An 18,360-nucleotide genomic window follows, 5' to 3' on the forward strand; every position below is an offset into this window, starting at 1 on the left:
TCGGGCTCGGTCACTAGATTCGTCCGGGTGCGGGTGTCCAGTGTCGAGGCGGCGTTGCGGAACAGCCCGGACGACCGGGCCCTGTGGCACACCTACAGCGACGGGCTGCTGGAACGCGGCGACAGCCGGGGCATGCTGATCCGCCTCGAACAGCGGCTGGAGCTGCTGCACGGCGCCGACCGTCCCGCCGTGCAGCGCGACATCGCCGAGCTCGTCGACCGGGACGAGGCGGCGTGGGACGCCGGGCTGCCGGTCGGGGTGCGCGTCCGCGGCCGCCGTCACGGGTTCCCCACGGATGTCGCCGTCACGTGGACCGACGACGTCCGCGAGACGGCCGCGCAGGTGCTCAGCGCGCCGTTCGTGACCACGCTGAGGTTCGTTGCGGACGCCGTCGACCAGGACGACCTGGACGACAAGGAATGGGACGACGACGACTACACGTGGGAAGGCGGGCCGGGTGTCGCCGCCCGGCCGGGACGCCTCGACATGAGCGCGCTCACCGGCCTGGACACCGGACGGCTCGTCGAGCTGGACCTCGCCTACCTCGACCTCGGACCCGACGGCGCCGAGACCCTCGCCACCGCGTTCGACCTCGGCCGGTTGCAGGCGCTCGACCTGCGGTACTGCCGCATCGGCGACGCCGGACTGGCCGCGCTGGCCGCATCGGCGCAGCTGGATGGGCTGCGCCGGCTGCACCTGCAGCGGGACAGGATCACCGGCGCGGGCGTGCCCGCCCTGCACCGGTTCCCGGCACTCACGGAGCTGGACCTGCGGTACAACGCCATCGGTGCGGACGGTGTGGACGCCCTGCTCGCCGCCCCGTTCGCCGCCGGGCTCGCCCGGTTGTGGCTGTACGGTGCCGATGTGGGACCCGATGGTGCGCGCACCTTGGCACGGTCCGGGATCCTTCCCCCGGCGCTGCGGACATTGTGGAGGTGCGTGTGAGCGTCGAGCTGCGGGACCGCTTCTTCGCGGTGTCCTCCGGGTCCCTGGAGGAAGCGGAGCGCTACCGGGCCGAGGTGAACGCCACCCACGCCGAGCCGGTCGCCTCCGTCGACGGGCTGGACGTGTCGTGGCACCCGACCGCCCGCTACAAGGCGGTCCGGCTCGTCGACGCCGACCGCATCGACGCGTCGGTGCGGCACCTGTTCGCCCGGCCCGCCCCGGACGCGCCCGAGCTGGCGGCGGCCTTCGCCGACCCGCAGGAGCTGTCGTTCCGGACGTTCGAGAACATCGTGCCGCTGGACCGCCTCTTCGACGACGTGGCGCTGGACGTCGAGCTGGCCGGGCATACGGCCCGCGCCGAGGGCGTCCACACCTTCGAGGCGCGGCTGCCCGCCGAGGCGCGGGACCGCCTGGCGCGGCTCGACGGACTGAACCTCTACGTGACACCGCTCAACGCGGCGTCACGCGGTGGCGTGCGGTTCATCTTCCATTCGGCGCTGCTCGCGGAGGCGCTGACCGCGGCGGTCGCCGAGGCGCTGCCACCGGACGTGGGGGAGGGGTTCTCCCACGTCAACCCGGTGTTCCGGTGCAACCGGTTCGAGCCGGACGACACCAACTTCCACCGGCACCGTGACACGCCCTACTTCGACGCGGCCCGGCGGCACGTCTCGCGGTACACGGTGCTGCTGTACCTCACCGGCGGCACCGGCTCACCGGCGCTGGACCTCGGCGACGGCGCCGCGTTCGACCGCATCGACGCGTTCACGTGTGTCATCTTCGACCAGGAGCGCGAGCATGAGGGCGCCCCGTTCGACGACGGCCGCAAGGTGTTCCTGCGCACCGAGCTGGTCTTCGCGGCCGACGGGATCACCGAATCGCCGCGGATCGGCGCGCTGTTCAGCAAGGCGTGCTACCTGACCGGGGAGAGCGTCTTCGCACCGGAGCTGGCCTGTCAGGCCGACGACTACTACAACCGTGTCGCCGCCGCCCACTGGCACGGCCTCGGCACCGGACCGGCCCGCGAGACGTTCGTGCACAAGGAGTTTCGCGGTGTGCACTTCGTCGCCAACGGCTACGACTTCTGGTTCCCGCGCACGGACGCGTTGTCGCTGGCCGAGTGCGCCGCGCTGACGCTGCTGGACTACTTCAACTGCAAGGTCGGCGACACCGCGTTCCGCGCCCTGTGCCGCACGGCGGTGATCGAGGCCGACGACGCCGACTGGGTCCCCGCGTTCCTGCGGGAGCGGGGCAGTGGCAGCGCGACCACGCCCGTCGACAAGGCCGCGTTCTTCCCCGAACCGGAGCAGCCGGACGGCGACATCTGCTGCCCGTTTCACTCCAGCGACGTCTACGACCCCACCCGCCACGACGAGATCATCAAGGTCTACACCGGCGCACAGTCCTTCGCCAAGGCGCACATCCTGCCCGCCCCGATCCTCATGCTCGGTGAGGAGGTGGCGGTGGACCCCGAGCAGTTCGTCGTCCAGGACGGCCGCATCCACGTGCTGGGCAGCGACGCGCTGGCACCGGTGAACTTCGCCGCCTGCTGGAACGACGGATCACACCCCGACGACTACGTGACCGTCGCGGCCAAGGTCGGCGTCGCGCATTTCCTCGTGCCACCGATCCTCTACACGCAGCGGGACGACCACTGGCACCTCCGGTTCGACTTCTTCCGCAACTCCTGGATGGTCGCCCACCAGCAGGGGACGGTCCCGGTCCCGCAGATCACCGATCTGCAGTGGGTCGACGAGGACGAGAGCGCTCCGTGGTGGCGTGCGGTGGACCGGTCCCTGGTCGACGAGCGGCACCCGCTGCCGGTCCTGGACGACTGGGACGACGAGGACGACGACGAGGACGACGACGAGGACTGACCGCGCCGGGTCACCGCCACGGGTGCATGGGCGCGGCGTCACCGAGGGGTTTGGAAGGTTATTGAACTAACCGGTTGGCGGGCGTACAGTCGGCCGCAACGCCGACCCACGGAGGCATCCGATGACGCTCGTTGCCGGGGTCGACACCTCGACGCAGTCGACGAAGGTCGTGGTGTGCGACGCCGACACCGGCGAGGTGCTCCGCGAGGGCCGCGCCCCGCACCCCGACGCCACCGAGGTCGACCCTCGCGTGTGGTGGGCCGCGTGGGAGCAGGCAAGCGCCGGGCTGCTGGACGGTGTCGCCGCGATCGGTGTCGGCGGCCAGCAGCAGGGCATGATCTGCCTCGACGAGGCCGGCGAGGTGGTGCGCCCCGCCGTGCTGTGGAACGACACCCGCTCGGCGCGCGACGCGGTCGACCTCACCGCCGAGCTCGGCGGCCCGAAGGCGTGGGCCGACGCGGTCGGGCTGGTGCCGGTGGCCAGCTTCACGGTCACCAAGCTGCGCTGGTTCGCCCGCGCCGAGCCGGAGCTCGCGGCCCGGACCGCCACGGTTGTCCTGCCGCACGACTGGCTCACCCACCGGCTGCGCGCCGACGGGGGAGCGCCGACGACCGACCGCGGCGAGGCCTCCGGGACCGGGTACTGGTCGGCGGCGACCGGGCAGTACCGGCGGGACCTGCTGCGGCTCGCGTTCGGCCGGGACGTGGCGGTGCCCACGGGTCGCCGGGCCCGCCGAGGTGGTCGGTGAGACCGCGTCCGGCGCGCTGCTGGCGGCCGGCACCGGTGACACCATGGGCGCGGCGCTCGGCGTCGGCCTGCGGCCCGGCGACGTGGTGGTGTCGCTGGGCACGTCGGGGTGTGCGTTCGGGCTCAGTGACGCCCCGGCCGCCGACGCGAGCGGCCTCGTCGCCGGGTACGCCGACGCGACCGGCCGGTTCCTGCCGCTGGTGTGCACCCTGAACGCGGCCCGGGTGCTGGTCACGGTCGCCGGCCTGCTGGGCCGCTCACCGGCCGGGTTCGACGAGCTGGCGCTCTCGGCGCCGCCGGGTGCGGGCGGGTTGACGCTGCTGCCGTACCTGGACGGGGAACGCACCCCGGACCTGCCCGGCGCCCGCGGTCTGCTCGCCGGGCTGACGCGGGGAACGCGTCGGCGGCGAACCTGGCGCGGGCCGCGGTGGAGGGCATGCTCGGCGGCCTCGCCGACGGCCTCGACGCGCTGCGCGCCCAGGGCACCCCGGTCGACCGGGTGCTGCTGATCGGCGGCGCGGCGAACTCCCGTGCGGTGCAGGCGATCGCGCCGGCGCTGTTCGGTGTGCCGGTGAGCGTGCCGAGCCCCGGCGAGTACGTCGCGCTCGGCGCCGCGCGTCAGGCGGCCTGGGCGCTGTCCGGCGGCGCCGAGCCACCGCAGTGGCCGGTCCCGGCCGAGGAGGTCACCGCCGCCGGCACGCCGGAGGTACACGAGCGTTACGCCGACGTCCGCCGGCGGGCACTGCCGCTGCTGACGCCCTAGCCCCACCGCAGCAGGATCCGGTCGGTGAGCCGTGGCGCCACCGTGTCGAGCAGCTGCAGCAGGAGCACGTAGCGGGGCACGATGCGCACCGGACGGCGGTGGATCGCGGACGCGATCCACCGCGCCGCCTCGTCCGGTGTCAGGCCGGGCAGGGCGCGGTACCGCTGCGTCGGAGCGCTCATCTGCGTGTGGACCAGCGGGAAGTGGACGCTCGTCACCCGTACCCCACGTCCGGCCACCTCCGCGTCGATACACCTGCCGAACCCGTCGAGCGCGGCCTTGGAGCTGTGGTAGGCCGCGAACCGCGGCGACGTGCCGACCGGGACCGTCCACGTGCCGACGTTGACGACCTGGCCCGACCCGCGCCGCAGCATCGCCGGCAGCAGGCCCATCGTGAGGTGCACGGGCCCGAGGAAGTTGACGGCCATGGCCCGGTCGAAGTCGTCCAGCCGCTCGAAGGCCTGGGACAGGGGCCGGCGCATCGACCTGCCCGCGTTGTTGACGAGGACGTCCACGCCGGCGTACCCGTCCTCGACCCACCGGACCAGCGCACGCACCTGATCCCGGTCCGACAGGTCGCACGCGCGGTAGGCGGCCGTGCCCCCGCTCGCCCGGATCTGCTGCTGCAACGACGCGAGCTCATGTTCCCGGCGCGCGACGAGCAGGACGACGGCGCCCCGGCCCGCGAGGTGCGCCGCCGCCGACCGCCCGATCCCCGATGACGCGCCCGTGACCAGGATCAGCTTGCCGTCGAGCGACGGCGATGCCGGACGCGGGAGCGCCGCCGGGCGGCTCAGGTACCGCCCGACGCCTCGCCCGAGGCGGCTCAGCGCGACGATTGCAGGTCCCCGTCGGGGGTCCACGCCCAGTCGGCCTTCATCATGCGCAGGTTGACCGCCAGCGGCACGGCGGTCATCGACAGGTCCCGCATCCACGCCCCGAGTGGTGACGTGACGTGCGCCATGTCCATGACCAGGCGGCTCATCCGGAGGATCCGCTGGGTGCGGCCGCGGCGGGCCCGGTCGTAGCGGAGCAGGTCGTCGCCGCACCGGCCGAGGATCACGGCGTCCTCGATCGCCGTGCAGGCACCCTGTCCCAGGCTGGGCTGCAGCGCGTGCGCCGCGTCGCCGAGCAGCGCCACCCGGCCCCGCACGTACGACTTGAGCAACGGCCCCTCGAAGACGTCGTGGCGCAGCACGCCGTCCTCGCCGACGTTGGCGATCAGCTGCGGGATCGGGTCGCGCCAGTACTCGAACGCCGTGAGATCCGTGCCGGTGCCGCCGGCCGGCGCGAGCTCCATCGCGTAGGCGTACGCCCGGCCGCCGGGGAGCGGGGTGTAGCCGAAGCTGCGGCCTGGGCCCCAGACCCAGGCGCCGTCGGGCACCGGCTCGTCGAGCACGCACGTGTTGAACCGCTTGGCCACCACACCCGTGTAGCGGGGCGCCGGGGCGTTGGGCCACAGGCGGCGGCGCGTGCCGCTGCGCACGCCGTCGGCGGCGACGACGAGGTCGGCGCGGTGCTGGCCTTCGCTGGTCCTGACGGTGCCGTTGGCGTCCACCGACTCCACGGTCGTCCCCGCGTGCAGCGACTGCTGCGGTGCCGCCTTCAGCAGCAGCCGCAGCAGGTCCGGCCGGGTCAGCACCACGACCTCGCCGTAGCGTGCCTTGACGTCCTCGGTGTTCAACCGGGTGAGCCAGCGGCCGTCCGTGGTCATGAACCCACCGTCGAAGCCCGTCAGGGCGGCGGCGCGGACCTCCGCGCCCACCCCGAGCTCGTCCAGTGCGGCGAGCGCGTTGGGCCAGAGCGTGAGCGACGCGCCGATCTCGGCGAACTGCTCATGCCGCTCGAACAGCTCGACGGTCCATCCGGCCTTGTCCAGTGCTATGGCGGCGGCCAGTCCGCCGATCCCGCCGCCGACCACAATGGCGTGTCGTCCCATGAGTCAAGACTCCAATCATAACGGTGTACGGCTAGTCGGCCCGGTCGAGGTCGCGACGCATGAGCTTGCCCATGGCGTTGCGTGGCAGGGCGGCGAGGAACACGACGTCGCGCGGCACCTTGTAGCGCGCGAGATTCGCCTTCACGTAGTCCTTGACCTCCGCAGGATCGAGCGCGGCGCCGGGGGCCGGGACGATGAACGCGCGCAGCCGCTTGCCGAAGTCGGTGTCGTCGACGGCGACCACGGCGGCGTCGCGGACGTCGGGCCGCTGGATCAGGAGGTTCTCGACCTCGACCGGGAAGACGTTCTCGCCGCCGGAGACGATCATCTCGTCGTCGCGGCCGTCGATGAAGAGCAGACCCTCGCCGTCGAAATGGCCGATGTCGCCGGTACAGACGAGCCCGTCGACGATCTCCTTGTTGCCGCCGTCGGTGTAACCGGCGAAGCTGAGTCCGTTGCGGGCGAAGATGGTGCCGCGGTGCCCCGGCCCGGTGACCGGCCTGCGGCCGTCGTCGTAGAGGGCGAGCCGGCAGCCGACGGGCGGCCTGCCGACGGTTCCCGGGGCCCGGCGCAGTTCGGCGGGGGTGGCGACCGCGGTGTTGCCCGTCTCGGTCGAACCGTAGACGTTGTACAGCACGTCGCCGAACGCCTCGGCGGCCCGCCGGCACAGGTCCGGCGCGAGCGCGGCCCCGCCGCAGACGATGACGCGCAGCGCGGACGTGTCGTGCCTCGCCAGGGCCTCCGGACCCAGGTCCAGCAGCCGCTGCAGCATCGTCGGGACGACGACGAGCGTGTCCGCGCGGTGCGCGGCGAGGTCGGCGAGCATGACCTCGGCGTCGGCCCGCCGGCGGAGCACAACCGTCTTGCCCAGGGTCATCGCGACCACGACCTGCCCCAGTCCGGTGCCGTGGAACAGCGGCGTGCCCAGCACCAGCACGCCGCTGCGGGACAGCGGAATGCGGTGCAGCAGCTGTGCGGACTGCGTCGGCGACATCCTGCCACGCGGGGCACCGCGCGGGCTTCCGGTGGTGCCGCTGGTGAACAGGACCATCCCGCCCGGTCGTGCGGGAAGCGGTGGCGCGTCCGCCGGCCTTCCCGCGATCAGGTCATCGAGCGAGGGCACACCACCACCACCACCACCGTCGGCGACGGTCAGGATGCGGCGTACCGCGTCAGGCAGTCCGACGGTCAGCGGGAGGAACTCGTCGTCGAGGAACAGCACGGTGACGTTCTCGCGCCGGATCGCCTCGCGCAGCTGCGGCCTGCCCTGACCGGTGTGCAGGAAGACGGCCCGCACGCCGAGCTTGCCCGCAGCGATGAGCGCGACCACCAGCCCGCAGTCGTCACGGCACAGGAACCCGGCGACGTCGCCGGCCGTGACGCCCGAACCGGTCAGGCCGTGGGCCAGGGCGTTGGCCCGTCCCTCGAGCTCGCCGTAGGTGAGTGTGCCGTGCTCACCGACGATGGCGACGGTACCGGGATCCTCGTGCGCGGTCTCGGTGATCATCGCGGCGAACGGCCCGGCCCTGCGGGCGATACGCAGGGTGCGCAGGTTCGCGCCGAGCCGTCGCGGGCGGATGAGACCGCGTCTGCGCATGATCTCGAGGGAAGCGAGGAGTTCGTACAACTGGCGCCACCCACTGGTCGAAGTCGATGCGTCTGCCTGGGCATCATCCCCAGTCGATCTCATCGGCGGCAATCTCCCCGCGGGTAGTACCCCGCTACTCGATCGGGTAGTGGACCGATCGTGGGCGACGGGCAACCATGACTGGCAGCGCCGCATGCCGTCTCCCGAGAGGAACGACGATGAGAAGCCACACTTTGATCTTTGATCAGCTGTGGGCGGCGTCCGCGACCGGCGCCCGCTGGATCTTCGACCACGAGTCGGACGCGGTGAAGTCCCGCGACGGGCAGGTCTCCCTGCGGGAGATCGCGATCGCCGCCGGCAAGGCCGCTGCCCTGTTCGAGTCGCAGGGCACCCGACCCGGCGACCGGTGTGTCGTGTGGCTCGACACGCCCCTGGACATCATCATCGCCGCCGCCGGGCTCTCCGCGATCGGCGCCGTGCCCGTCCAGCTCAGCCCGGCGCTCGGCATCGACATGGTGGTCCAGATGTTGAAGCCGGTCCCGCCCGTCGACCGGGTCATCACCACGGCCGCGAGGCTGGAGGCGTGCTCCGCACTGGAGGTGCGGACGCGGACCGACGACTGGGCCTCGCTCGTGGCGGCATCCTCCGGCCTGCAACCACGCCGCTCCTCGCTCGCGCTGCCCGAGACCGCGCCCTACGTCATCACCCACACCTCCGGCACGACCGGCGTGAACAAGCTCGTCATGTACTCCAGGGGCGCCACCGACCACAACAGCCGCACGCAGGAGATCCCGGCCATGATCCAGCGGCTGCGGGGGCACGCGGCGATCAGCTTCTCCCCGGTCCACTTCCGCTTCGTGGTCGGCCTGCTCGCCGCGCTGCGCCGCAGAGTCCCCGCGATCGTCCTCGCGGACGAGGACCCGATCGCGGTGGGCCGGATCCTGCGGCGGTGGCGGCCGACGTATCTCGAGGCGCATCCCAACACGTTCATGAAGTGGGAGCGGCTCGCCCCGGCCGGAGCGCTGGCGTCGGTGAAGTGCTTCCTCACCACCTTCGACGTGATCCACCCGGGCACCGTCAAGACGTTGCTGGCCGGCAGCCGCCACCCCTTCGCACTGTTCTGGGAGATCTACGGGCAGTCGGAGATGTGCGCCATCGCCGGCATCCTGCACGTCAAGGGATTCGCCGGGCGCAACTGGGGGCGCGGCATCGCGCACCGCATGAGCGGGCATCTCGTCGGATGGGGAGTGCCCGGCCACTCGCAGATCCGCATCGTCGACACCGACGGCAGAAGCGTCCGGCCCGGCACCTCGGGCCGGATCCAGGTGCGGTCCAAGGGTTGCTTCACCACCTACCCCAACCGCCCCGAGGCGGTGACGGCCAACATGACGACCGACGGCTGGTGGGACACCGGAGACTGGGGCAGGAAGGACCGCCTCGCCCGGGTCGTCCTGCTGGACCGTCAGGTCGAGCGGTTGGAGTCGGCCCCGAGCGCGATCGCCCTGGAGGACATCCTCCTGGACAGGATCCCGTCACTGCTGGAGGCCGTCGTGCTCGAGCGGGACCATCAGCTCGTCCCGGTGGTGGCGACCCGCAACGGTCCGCTGGACCTCGCGCGGTGGCGAGCGGCCACGCGGGACCTCCCCTTCGGCTCGCGCGAACCGATCGTCGTCGACGACGGTGACATCCCCAGGACGGCAACCGGCAAGGTGCAGCGCGCGCTGCTCGCCGAGCGGGTCGCCGCGTCGTTCGACGACGGCGTGCCGTTCACCGTGTGCCAGCCGTGATCACGTACGCCGACCGGCGCATCGATTGGCCGCAGAAGGTCGCGGGGCTGGCGCAGCTGGCGAAGCTACGGGTCTACTACCATGCCTACGAGTGGCTGCTGGCGGTGCTGTTGCTGCGCATGCAGCACTTCTGGCCGGTGGGAGCGGTGACCTCGCTGGTCCTGTTCCTCGTGGCGATGTTCGCCGTGCAGGCCGCCGCGTGCGCGATCGACGACGTCATGGGCTTCCGTGACGGCAGCGACGCGGAGAACTACCGGAAGAACGAGCTGTCCGCGCGGCCCCGCAAGCTGCTGCCCAAGCCGCTGCTGACCGGCCTGCTCAGCGAGCGCGACGGCGTCACGTTCGCGGTCGCGGCGGCCCTGACCGCCACTGCGGCGGCCGTCGGGTCGCTGCTGGTGGTGCAGGCGCCGAAGGCGTCGCCCCTGGGCTACCTGGCGGTCCTGGCGTGCGCGACGCAGTACTCGTGGGGACTGAAGCTCAGCTACCGCCCGGGCGGCCTGGAGTTCGTCATCGTCGCCGTCAACGCCGCGACCATCATCCTGCCGTACTGGTGGATCGCGCACCGGGTCACGGCCGCCGCCGTCATCATGGCCGCCGTGGTGTGCGTGTGGACATTGCTCGTCGTCTCCTACGGCAACGCCGCCGACCGGGACGGCGACGAGGCATGCGGCCGCCGCACCTTCGCCGTGCTCGCCGGCCCGCGGGTGTACCGGGCGATCCTCGTCGTGCTGTGGCTCGCGAGCCTCACGCTGAACCTGCTGCCGTTCGCGCTGGGCCTGCTCCGGCCGGTCGGCGTGCTGTTCGTCGTCCCCCTGCTGGTGGCCCAGGTGGTCCAGCTGCGCTGGGGCGTCCTGCACGGCGACGCACGCCGGGCCATGGGCATCGGCATGCGGTGCTACGACCTGGGCGGCCTCGGCTTCGCCGCCGCGATCCTCCTGACCTGACCGCAGCGGTTCGACGCAGGGAGCTCACAGTGCGATTCGGAGTCGCGGACCCGTGCATCCACAGCCAGGTCGCCCCCGACCTGGTGCTGACCAGTACCCGCGCGCTCGCGGCGACGACGGGGGCGGACGCCGTCTTCCTGCCCGACCACCTCATCGGCGTCATACCGCGGTCCATCTACACCGCCGACCAGGTCGCGATCAAACGGCTCGTCCCCGACCTCGACGCGTGCTACGAGCCGTGGACCGTGCTGGGGCACCTCGCGGCGCGCGGCCGGCTGCGGCGCGTGCGCCTCGGCACCGCCTGCACCGACACCGAGCGGCGCCACCCGGCGGTCATCGCCCAGGCCGCCGCCACCCTCCACCAGTTGAGCAGGGGCCGGGCGATCCTCGGCGTCGGCGCGGGCGAAGGCATGAACCTGTCGCCCTTCGGCATCGCCACCGACCGCCGGGTGGCGAGGTTCGAGGAGGCGATCGCGACCATCCGCGCCCTGTGGGACTCGGCCGGACGGCCGGTGACGCGCGACTCGCCCTACTTCCCGTTGCGCGACGCGATGATGGCGGTCCCGCCCTACCGCGGCACCCGGCCGGAGATCTGGATCGGCGCGCACGGCCCGCGGATGCGGCGCATCACCGGGCGCCTCGCCGACGCATGGCTGCCCGGGGTGACGATGGATCCTCAGCAGTACGGCGAGCACCTGGCCGGCATCCGGGACGCCGCCGCCGACGCGGGGCGGGACCCGATGTCGGTCACCGCGGCCAAGTACTTCTTCGTGGTCACGGCGGCGTCCACGGACGCGGTGGAGGAGATCCTCGCCGCGCCCGTGGTGCGGTCCTACGCGCTGTGCGCGTCCTCGGAGCACTGGCGCCGCCACGGGACGCAGCACCCGCTGGGCGCCGGGTTCTCCGGCGTGAACGATCTGATGCCGCACACCATGGACGCCGCGACCGCGCTGGAGTACGCGCACCGGGCTCCGTCGTCGCTGCTGCGCGAGGTCATGCTGGCCGGCACGCCGGCCCAGATCCTCGACCAGCTGGCCGAGTGGCGGGATCAGGGGATGACCTACCCGGTGCTGCTGAACATGGGCCTGCTGCAGCCGGACCTGCGCGCCGGCGTGCTGTCGAACGTCGCCTTCGTGCGGGCGCTGCGCGGGATCAGGAAGCTCGAGCGTCGGTCTGCAGCCAGTCCTCGAACGACAGCACGCCCCGGGGGCCGGCCTGGTCGGGAACAAGCCCTCCGCTGAGCGCCGCCTTCCCGGCCGCTCCGGGGACACGGAACGGGATCACGAGGCGACGGGCACCGCGGGCGCGCGCCAGCCGGCGCACCATGTCCGGCATGGTGTGCTGGTCCGGCCCGGCGATGTCGGGCACCCGCCCGGCCGGGGCGCCCGACGCCAGCTCGACGAGCGCACCGGCGACCTCACGGGCCGCGATCGGCTGGCAGAGCATCTTCGGCACGAGCGTGAAAGGCCCCGGCTGCTGCAGCAGCGTCCGGTCCGCGAACTCGTAGAACTGGGTGGCGCGCAGGACACTGCACGGGACGGGCCCGGACAGGACGAGCTCCTCCTGCCGCAGCTTGCCCGCGTAGTAGCCGAGCGGCACCCGGTCGATGCCCACAATGGACAGTGCCACGAAGTGCGCGACACCCGCGCGTGCCGCCGCGGTGAGCAGGTTGCGCGTGACCGTCTCGAAGAAGGCGATCGACTTCTTCGCCGTGAACGTCACCGTGTTGCTCACGTCGATGATGGTGGACACCCCGCGCAGCGCCTCGTCCAGCCCGTCGCCGCCGGTCAGGTCGAACCCCGTCGAGCGGGCGAGCACCACGGGGGTGCCGCCGGCCTCGCGGATCAGCTCGGTGACCCGTCGACCGGCGAAGCCGGTGCCCCCGGCCACAGCCACCTTCGTCATATTCTCCGCCATGGTGAGAAGCCGCACTCCTGGAGCCTTGCGCGCAGCAGCGCGATGTACAGGATATCGGTGACGAACGTTGCCGCGTAGAGGAAGTTGACCAGCGGTGTCAGCGGGTATTCGGTGTGGCCGAACGTGTCGGTCACGAACGTCCAGGGACTCGACGGCCACAGCTGCTCGGCGGTGGCGGTCACCGTCAGCGACGTCGCGATCCAGGCCAGAAACGTCCCCAGGCACTTCGCCACGGCGATGTACATCGACTGGCCGCCGACACCGGGGCGCCTGATCAGCAGGCCGATGAACAGGATCGACATCAGCAGGGCCCCGCCGGCCGCGGTGTACTCGGCGTACCAGTCGTCGAACTCCTTGAAGGCCAGGTACGTGACGGGTGCCGCGATGACGATGCCCGCCGCGAAGAGCTTGCGGTGATGCTTGCGGATGAACGGATCGGTGGCGTCGTTGGCGCCGTACATGAGGCACTGCGCGGCGATGACCAGGTCGATGACGAACCACGGGATGACCAGGATGTGGCCGGGATCGCTGAACGGCTTGATGACGAACGCCCAGATCGCCTCCCACGACAGGTTGGCGGCCAGCGACGGCATCGGCATGCCGTAGGTGCGGTCCTTGAAACCCCGGTAGATGATCAGGAGGTAGGCGACACTCCAGGCGAGGACGGATCCGGAGAAGACGAGGACAGCGGAGATTTCTGGCTTCACCGTGCGCCACCTTCGGGGGTCCCGGACGGTCCTGAGTGGACAGTGCGTGATCTGCTGACACGGCCGTGGGCGTCGCCGATCATCCTATCGGGAGACCCCGGCGGAATAAGGCGTTGCCGGGTCACGCGTTCACGCCATGCGGCCCGGCGCCGGGGGTGGTACAGCGGTGATGCCTTCACGTCATGCGCGACGTGATGCGCCGCCGGGAGCATTGACGCATGCATCCCGTTTTCCTCGCAACCGGCCTCTGCTGGGCCGTGGCATACGTGCTGATCATCCGACAAGGCTTCGCCGATCGGACGTACGGCATGCCGATCGTGGCGCTCTGCGCAAATCTGTCGTGGGAGTTCATCTTCTCGGTGGTGCGCCCGGTGGAGGCGGACGCCCAGCGCATCGGCAACTTCCTGTGGCTCGCGTTCGACGTGGTGATCGCGTACACATTCCTGCGGTTCGGCCGGCGGGAGTTTCCGAAGCTGTCGAAACCGGTGTTCTACGGCGGTTTCGCCGGCACGCTCGTGCTGTCCTACCTTGCCGTGGACCTGCTGTGCCGCGAGTTCGAGAACGGCCTCGGCAACTACGCCGGGTTCGCCGACAACCTCATGATGTCCGGGCTGTTCGTGGCGATGCTGATCAGCCGTGGCGACCTGCGCGGGCAGTCCGTGGCGATCGCGGCGCTGAAGTTCGTCGGCACCATCTGCGCCTCGGTCGGCTACTGGCAGTACGGCCGCACCAACCCGCACTCCGCGTTGTTCATGTACCTGTACTTCGGCAACGGCATCCTCGACTTCGTCTACCTCTCCGCGGTCGTCTACCTCCGCACCCGTATCCGCAACCGGGCCGGCGCGGTCCCGGCGCAGCGGGCGGCGCAGACCGTGGCACAGCCGACGACCTGACGCTGCACGGAAAAACAAGCTGCCAAGGGAGCCCAGAGGCGCCCTTGGCAGCTTGCCGGGGGAGAGAAAAGATCAGCCGCCGTTCAGCTTGCGCTGAACGAAGTCGTAGGCCAGGTCGCCGATCTGCGACGCGTACTGCGTCGCCACCGCGACCGCCGCGGGGAACTCCTCGCCGCCCCAGACCCTGCTCTTGCCGCAGTCGGAAGCGTAGTCGGTCAGGGTGCCCCAGTGCAGGACCGTGTCGGCGGCCGGGGTGATGCCCGGCTCGACGAGCGAGGAACCCTTGAGCACGGGGATGTTGACGGACATCACGTCGGTGCCGGTGAAACGCCGTGCCTGCTGGACGTAGGCCAGGCAGTTCGCGGCAACGTCGGACGGGTAACCGGGGGAGGCGGAGGCCACCGGGCTCAGGTAGCTGCGCCAGTCGCTGCCGCTGATGTCGTTGACGGTGCCCTTGCCGGGCCCGCCCCACGCCGTCAGCCGCTTGTTGCCGTACAGGTAGCGGACCGCGGTCGACGGCCGGACCGCGTCGAACTTGCGCTTGTAGTACCAGGTGGCGATGGTGACATCGACACCGGAGATGACGGACGTGACGATGTACTGCACCGACGCCTGGGTGTCGAGGCGGCCGCCGAGGACGATGGTGGCGGCGATCGGTGCGAAGAGCCGGCCGTTGTCGTTGAAGACCTCGGTCATCGCCTTCTGGGTCTCGGTCAGGTTCGCCGAGGCCGCCAGCACCTGGTCCGTCTGATCCTTGTACGCCGCGCGGTTGAAGTGGTGGTTGATGGCCGGCGCGGAGACGCGGAACTGGTCGGGGTTGCGGAACGTGAACGGCTTCACCCAGCCGTACTGCGGCGTGTCGAACTGCTGCACCGTGTAGACCTTGCCGTTCGACGTCACCTCCGGCTGCCAGCGCGACGGGTTGCGCAGTTCGTCGGCCGTGTTGACCGGCTGGTAGCCCGTGAAGTCGGAGTAGGGCTTCAGGTTGTAGCGACGGCCACCCTCGTCGCCGTACCGGTTGGTGCCGTCATGCCGCCTGGCCGCCAGCGCGTTCTTGGCCGCCAGGATGCCGATGCCACTGGCAGTGGCCGGATCCTCGGCGGTGACGTTCGGATCGAGGCCGGCCACGTTCATCATGTCCAGCCACTTGGACCGGTACTGCGGAAACACCGCATTGAGCGAGGTGAAGGTCGAATAGATGACGGCGATGTTCCTGTTACGCGTGGTGCGTTCCTCCGGTGGCCGGCGGCCGAGGTCGGAGAAAATGCCTTTCGCCGTGGCGTTGTACGGTGCGATGGCGTCGAACCACGGAATTTCGATGAGCATGTGCTGATCCGAGGCCCACGACATGGGACGGCCGAAGCTCTCCGCCGCCGTCACCGGCCCCAGGATCGGGTAGATGACCTGCATCGGGGCGTTGCCGTTGTCGAGGTCGAAGGCTGCCAGCTGCTGCGGCGCGGCCGCCGCCGCACTGGTCAATGATGCCGCCAGCGCCATCGCTGACGCGAAAGCAACCGCCGCCCACCGCCGTCTCAACGGTTGCCTTGAAATCGTCACCCGGATTTCTCCTTTCGATCGGTCCGCCGTGAATTTGCCATTGAAGAAAAATGGCACGGCCGTCGCAAAAAGATATTAACCGAGTTCGTTTGATGCATGCGACTACTCGGTTGAGTAGTCGCAAACAAAGGCGCCCGGACATCAGCGTGCCGCGATGTTCAACTGCGCAGTGCGGACAGTTGAACATCGCGACGACCGCTGAGCGGGCCGGTCAGGTCTGCAGCGCCGGCTCCTGCTCCTTCCCCGGCTCGAGCTCCTCGACGTCGAGCTTCTTCGACAGCTTGCTGGGCCACCAGATGTGCCGGCCGAAGTCGAGGTTGAGTGCGGTGACCAGGATGGACCGCACGACGATGGTGTCGAGGATGACGCCGAGCGCGATGGCGAGGCCGATCTCGACGAAGGACACCACCGGCAGCGCGCCCAGGGACGCGAAGGTGCCGGCGAGGACCAGCCCGGCGGAGGTGATGACGCCACCGGTGACGGTCAGGCCGGCGAGCGTGCCCCGCCTGGTGCCCAGCGTCAGCGACTCCTCGCGCACGCGGGTCATCAGGAAGATGTTGTAGTCGATGCCGAGTGCGACCAGGAACACGAACACGAACAGCGGGAACCCGGTGTCCTCGGCGGGCCATCCGAATACGTGCTGGAAGATCATCGAGCTGGCCCCGAGCGCGGTGCCGAACGAGAGCACCACGGTCGCCACCAGCAGCAGCGGCGCGACGATCGCCCGCAGCAGCAGGCCCAGGATGATGAGCACCACGAGCATGACCAGCGGGATGATGCGCATGTTGTCCCGGGCGGTGGCCTCCCGGATGTCGTGCGCGACCGCGGTCTGTCCGCCGACCTTCGCGTCGGCGTCCGGGATCGCGTGCACGGACGAGCGCACCCGCACGACGGTGGCGTCGGCGGCGGGGCTGTCCGGCGCGTCGCGCAGGGTGGCGGTGACGTAGGCCAGACCGTCCTTCACCCGGGGCTGGCCGGTCTCGGCGATGCCTTCGGTGGCGGCGACCGCCGAACGGATCTGGTCGGCTGCCGCGGCCTTGCCGATCACCACCACGGGCGAGCCGCCGCCCGCCGGGAAGTGCCGGGCCAGCACCTCGGCACCGGTCACCGACTCCGGCTTGTTGATGAACGAGTCGGCGGCGCTCAACCCGTCGGCCTTCATCCCGGTGGCCGTGAACGCCAGGGCACCCAGGATGAGGGTGGTGACGATCCAGATCGGCCGCGGGCGCTTGGCCACGGTCCGTCCCACCCAGGCCCAGAGTCCCTGGCCGGTGGGGTCGGTGCTGCCGAACGCGGGCCGGGCCGGCCAGAAGATCCACCGGCCGAAGATCACCAGGAGTGCGGGCAGCAGGGTGAGCATGGCCAGCAGGCCCACGACGATGCCGATCGCGTCGACCGGCCCCATGCCCTTGGTCGGCCCCATCTCCGCCACCATCATGCAGAGCATGGCGGCGGCCACGGTGGCGCAGCTGGCGATGATGGCGGGCCCGGCGCGGAGCAGGGCGACGGCCATCGCCTCGTGGTGGTCCTCGTGGCGGCGCAGCTCCTCGCGGTAGCGGGCGATGAGCAGCAGCGCGTAGTCGGTGCCGGCACCGAACAGCAGCACCGTCAGGATGGCGGCACTCTGCGCGTTGACCGTCAGCCCGGCGTGCTTGGCGAACAGGTAGATGACCGCCTGCGCGGCGACCAGCGCACCGCCGGCGCTGACGATGGGCAGCAGCCATAGCACGGGGCTGCGGTAGGTGAGCAGGAGAATCACCATCACCACGGCCAGCGTCGCGTACAGCAGCGTTCCGGTGGTGCCCTTGAAGGCCTTGTTCTGGTCGGCGTTGAGCCCGGCGAGACCGGTGACGTGCACCGTGAGCCCGTCCGGCTTGCCGGCCTGCACGATCGCCCGCATCTGGTCGACGGTGGCGCCCATCGCGGCCCAACCGCCGGTGCCGACGGCAACCGGGACGATCGTCTGGATCGCCTGCGGGGTCGCACCGTCCTGTGTGGACTTGACCGGATCCTGCACCGTGCCGGCGAGGTTGGACAGCGCCGCGAACTGCCGCGCGTCGGCCGCGGCCTTGTCCGCGTCGGCCGAGGTGATGCCGGACTTCCGCTCGTACACCACGATCGCGGGAGCGGCGTCCTGCTGGCGGAACGTGCGCTCCAAGTCGATCACCTTGGTGGCTTCGGCGCTGGCGGGAAGCCAGGCCGAGTTGTCGTTCTTCTGGACCCCGTTCAGCTTCCCGGCCAGTGGCCCGGCGACCGCGAACACCGCGATCCACACCGCGAGGACAATCCACTTGGTCCACCGGCCGCTCACCAGCCGGGCAGACCCGCGCGCCACTCCCATCAGACCCCCGCCTTCGCGGGTCGGGCAGAGTGCGGCGCCGGCGCGTTCATATGCAGAGCTTCCTGTGGTCTCACGATCTCGATCGTTGCGCGCACGGCGGCGTCCGTCATCTGACAGGGGACGGCAGCACCTACGCTGTTCTGCGTAGAAAGCCTGCGCATACCGCGCTCGTTGTCGTAGGCGGTCCTGCGAGACGCGCCGATGCGCAGGACTCGCATTGCCTCGCCCTATCGCGCGTGCTACACGCTGACGTAGCATTCAAGACCGTGAGTGGCAGTCGGCCCTTGCCGGCGCTGCCGCAAGACCCAGGTCCGGCCGCAGAACCCCAGGCTGGACCCGACGTTCAATCAAAAAACGG

General features: G+C 70.9%; 13 protein-coding genes and 1 pseudogene. 7 read left to right on the forward strand and 7 right to left on the reverse strand.

The annotated features are described in order from the left end of the window. The first annotated feature begins 27 nt into the window (after positions 1-27). The 3 genes and pseudogenes from OHA72_RS37150 to xylB all read left to right on the forward strand — a co-directional run bounded on the left by OHA72_RS37150 (position 28) and on the right by xylB (position 4,329). Positions 28-945 (forward strand): leucine-rich repeat domain-containing protein, encoded by a 918-nt coding sequence (locus OHA72_RS37150; RefSeq protein ID WP_327000733.1) that lies wholly within the window; start codon positions 28-30, stop codon positions 943-945. After that, a complete protein-coding gene (locus OHA72_RS37155; protein ID WP_327000734.1) occupies positions 942-2,819 on the forward strand; it encodes a hypothetical protein in 1,878 nt (625 codons plus the stop codon). The genes OHA72_RS37150 and OHA72_RS37155 overlap by 4 nt, the downstream gene beginning before the upstream one ends. Positions 2,820-2,940: 121 nt before the next feature. After that, positions 2,941-4,329 (forward strand): annotated as a pseudogene (gene xylB / locus OHA72_RS37160) (xylulokinase). On the opposite strand, the gene OHA72_RS37165 reads toward xylB, so the two are convergent. Genes OHA72_RS37165 through OHA72_RS37175 form a run of 3 tightly spaced genes read right to left on the reverse strand, consistent with a single transcriptional unit; the run spans position 4,326 to position 7,865 of the window. Beyond that, the gene (locus tag OHA72_RS37165; protein ID WP_327000735.1) at positions 4,326-5,192 is read right to left on the reverse strand and encodes an SDR family NAD(P)-dependent oxidoreductase; all 867 of its coding nucleotides are present in this window, start codon (positions 5,190-5,192) and stop codon (positions 4,326-4,328) included. The pseudogene xylB and the gene OHA72_RS37165 sit on opposite strands and share 4 nt — an antisense overlap. Then, complete coding sequence (locus tag OHA72_RS37170) at positions 5,156-6,268, reverse strand: FAD-dependent monooxygenase (RefSeq protein WP_327000736.1); 1,113 nt, start codon at positions 6,266-6,268, stop codon at positions 5,156-5,158. Before OHA72_RS37170 ends, OHA72_RS37165 begins: the two co-directional genes overlap by 37 nt. Positions 6,269-6,299: 31 nt before the next feature. Beyond that, on the reverse strand, positions 6,300-7,865 hold the full coding sequence (locus tag OHA72_RS37175) for an AMP-binding protein (protein ID WP_327000737.1): 1,566 nt from the start codon (positions 7,863-7,865) through the stop codon (positions 6,300-6,302). 224 nt (positions 7,866-8,089) lie between these two features. Here OHA72_RS37175 and OHA72_RS37180 point away from each other — a divergent pair, with 224 nt between their 5' ends. The 3 genes from OHA72_RS37180 to OHA72_RS37190 are packed head-to-tail and all read left to right on the forward strand — an operon-like array spanning position 8,090 to position 11,828. Continuing rightward, the gene (locus OHA72_RS37180; RefSeq protein WP_327000738.1) at positions 8,090-9,643 is read left to right on the forward strand and encodes an AMP-binding protein; all 1,554 of its coding nucleotides are present in this window, start codon (positions 8,090-8,092) and stop codon (positions 9,641-9,643) included. Next, positions 9,631-10,587, forward strand: coding sequence for a UbiA family prenyltransferase (locus OHA72_RS37185; protein ID WP_327000739.1), 957 nt, complete (start codon positions 9,631-9,633; stop codon positions 10,585-10,587). Before OHA72_RS37180 ends, OHA72_RS37185 begins: the two co-directional genes overlap by 13 nt. A gap of 29 nt (positions 10,588-10,616) precedes the next feature. Then, on the forward strand, positions 10,617-11,828 hold the full coding sequence (locus OHA72_RS37190; RefSeq protein WP_327000740.1) for an LLM class flavin-dependent oxidoreductase: 1,212 nt from the start codon (positions 10,617-10,619) through the stop codon (positions 11,826-11,828). Here OHA72_RS37190 and OHA72_RS37195 read toward each other — a convergent pair. Both OHA72_RS37195 and OHA72_RS37200 read right to left on the reverse strand, forming a co-directional pair. After that, on the reverse strand, positions 11,740-12,492 hold the full coding sequence (locus OHA72_RS37195; RefSeq protein ID WP_327000741.1) for an SDR family oxidoreductase: 753 nt from the start codon (positions 12,490-12,492) through the stop codon (positions 11,740-11,742). The two genes, OHA72_RS37190 and OHA72_RS37195, sit on opposite strands and share 89 nt — an antisense overlap. Continuing rightward, complete coding sequence (locus tag OHA72_RS37200; protein ID WP_327000742.1) at positions 12,489-13,211, reverse strand: transmembrane-type terpene cyclase; 723 nt, start codon at positions 13,209-13,211, stop codon at positions 12,489-12,491. Before OHA72_RS37200 ends, OHA72_RS37195 begins: the two co-directional genes overlap by 4 nt. Positions 13,212-13,429: 218 nt before the next feature. Here OHA72_RS37200 and OHA72_RS37205 point away from each other — a divergent pair, with 218 nt between their 5' ends. Then, entirely contained in the window at positions 13,430-14,104 is a 675-nt protein-coding gene (locus OHA72_RS37205) for a transmembrane-type terpene cyclase (RefSeq protein ID WP_327000743.1), read from the forward strand. A gap of 72 nt (positions 14,105-14,176) precedes the next feature. Here OHA72_RS37205 and OHA72_RS37210 read toward each other — a convergent pair whose 3' ends face one another. Together OHA72_RS37210 and OHA72_RS37215 are read right to left on the reverse strand one after the other, a co-directional pair. Continuing rightward, positions 14,177-15,601: a DUF6851 domain-containing protein gene (locus OHA72_RS37210; RefSeq protein ID WP_327000744.1), complete on the reverse strand. Its 1,425-nt coding sequence runs from the start codon at positions 15,599-15,601 to the stop codon at positions 14,177-14,179. A 271-nt stretch (positions 15,602-15,872) separates the two neighbouring features. Then, entirely contained in the window at positions 15,873-18,002 is a 2,130-nt protein-coding gene (locus tag OHA72_RS37215; RefSeq protein WP_327000745.1) for an MMPL family transporter, read from the reverse strand. Between the last annotated feature and the right edge of the window lie 358 nt (positions 18,003-18,360).

This window comes from Dactylosporangium sp. NBC_01737 (genome assembly GCF_035963215.1).
Taxonomy (GTDB): domain Bacteria; phylum Actinomycetota; class Actinomycetes; order Mycobacteriales; family Micromonosporaceae; genus Dactylosporangium.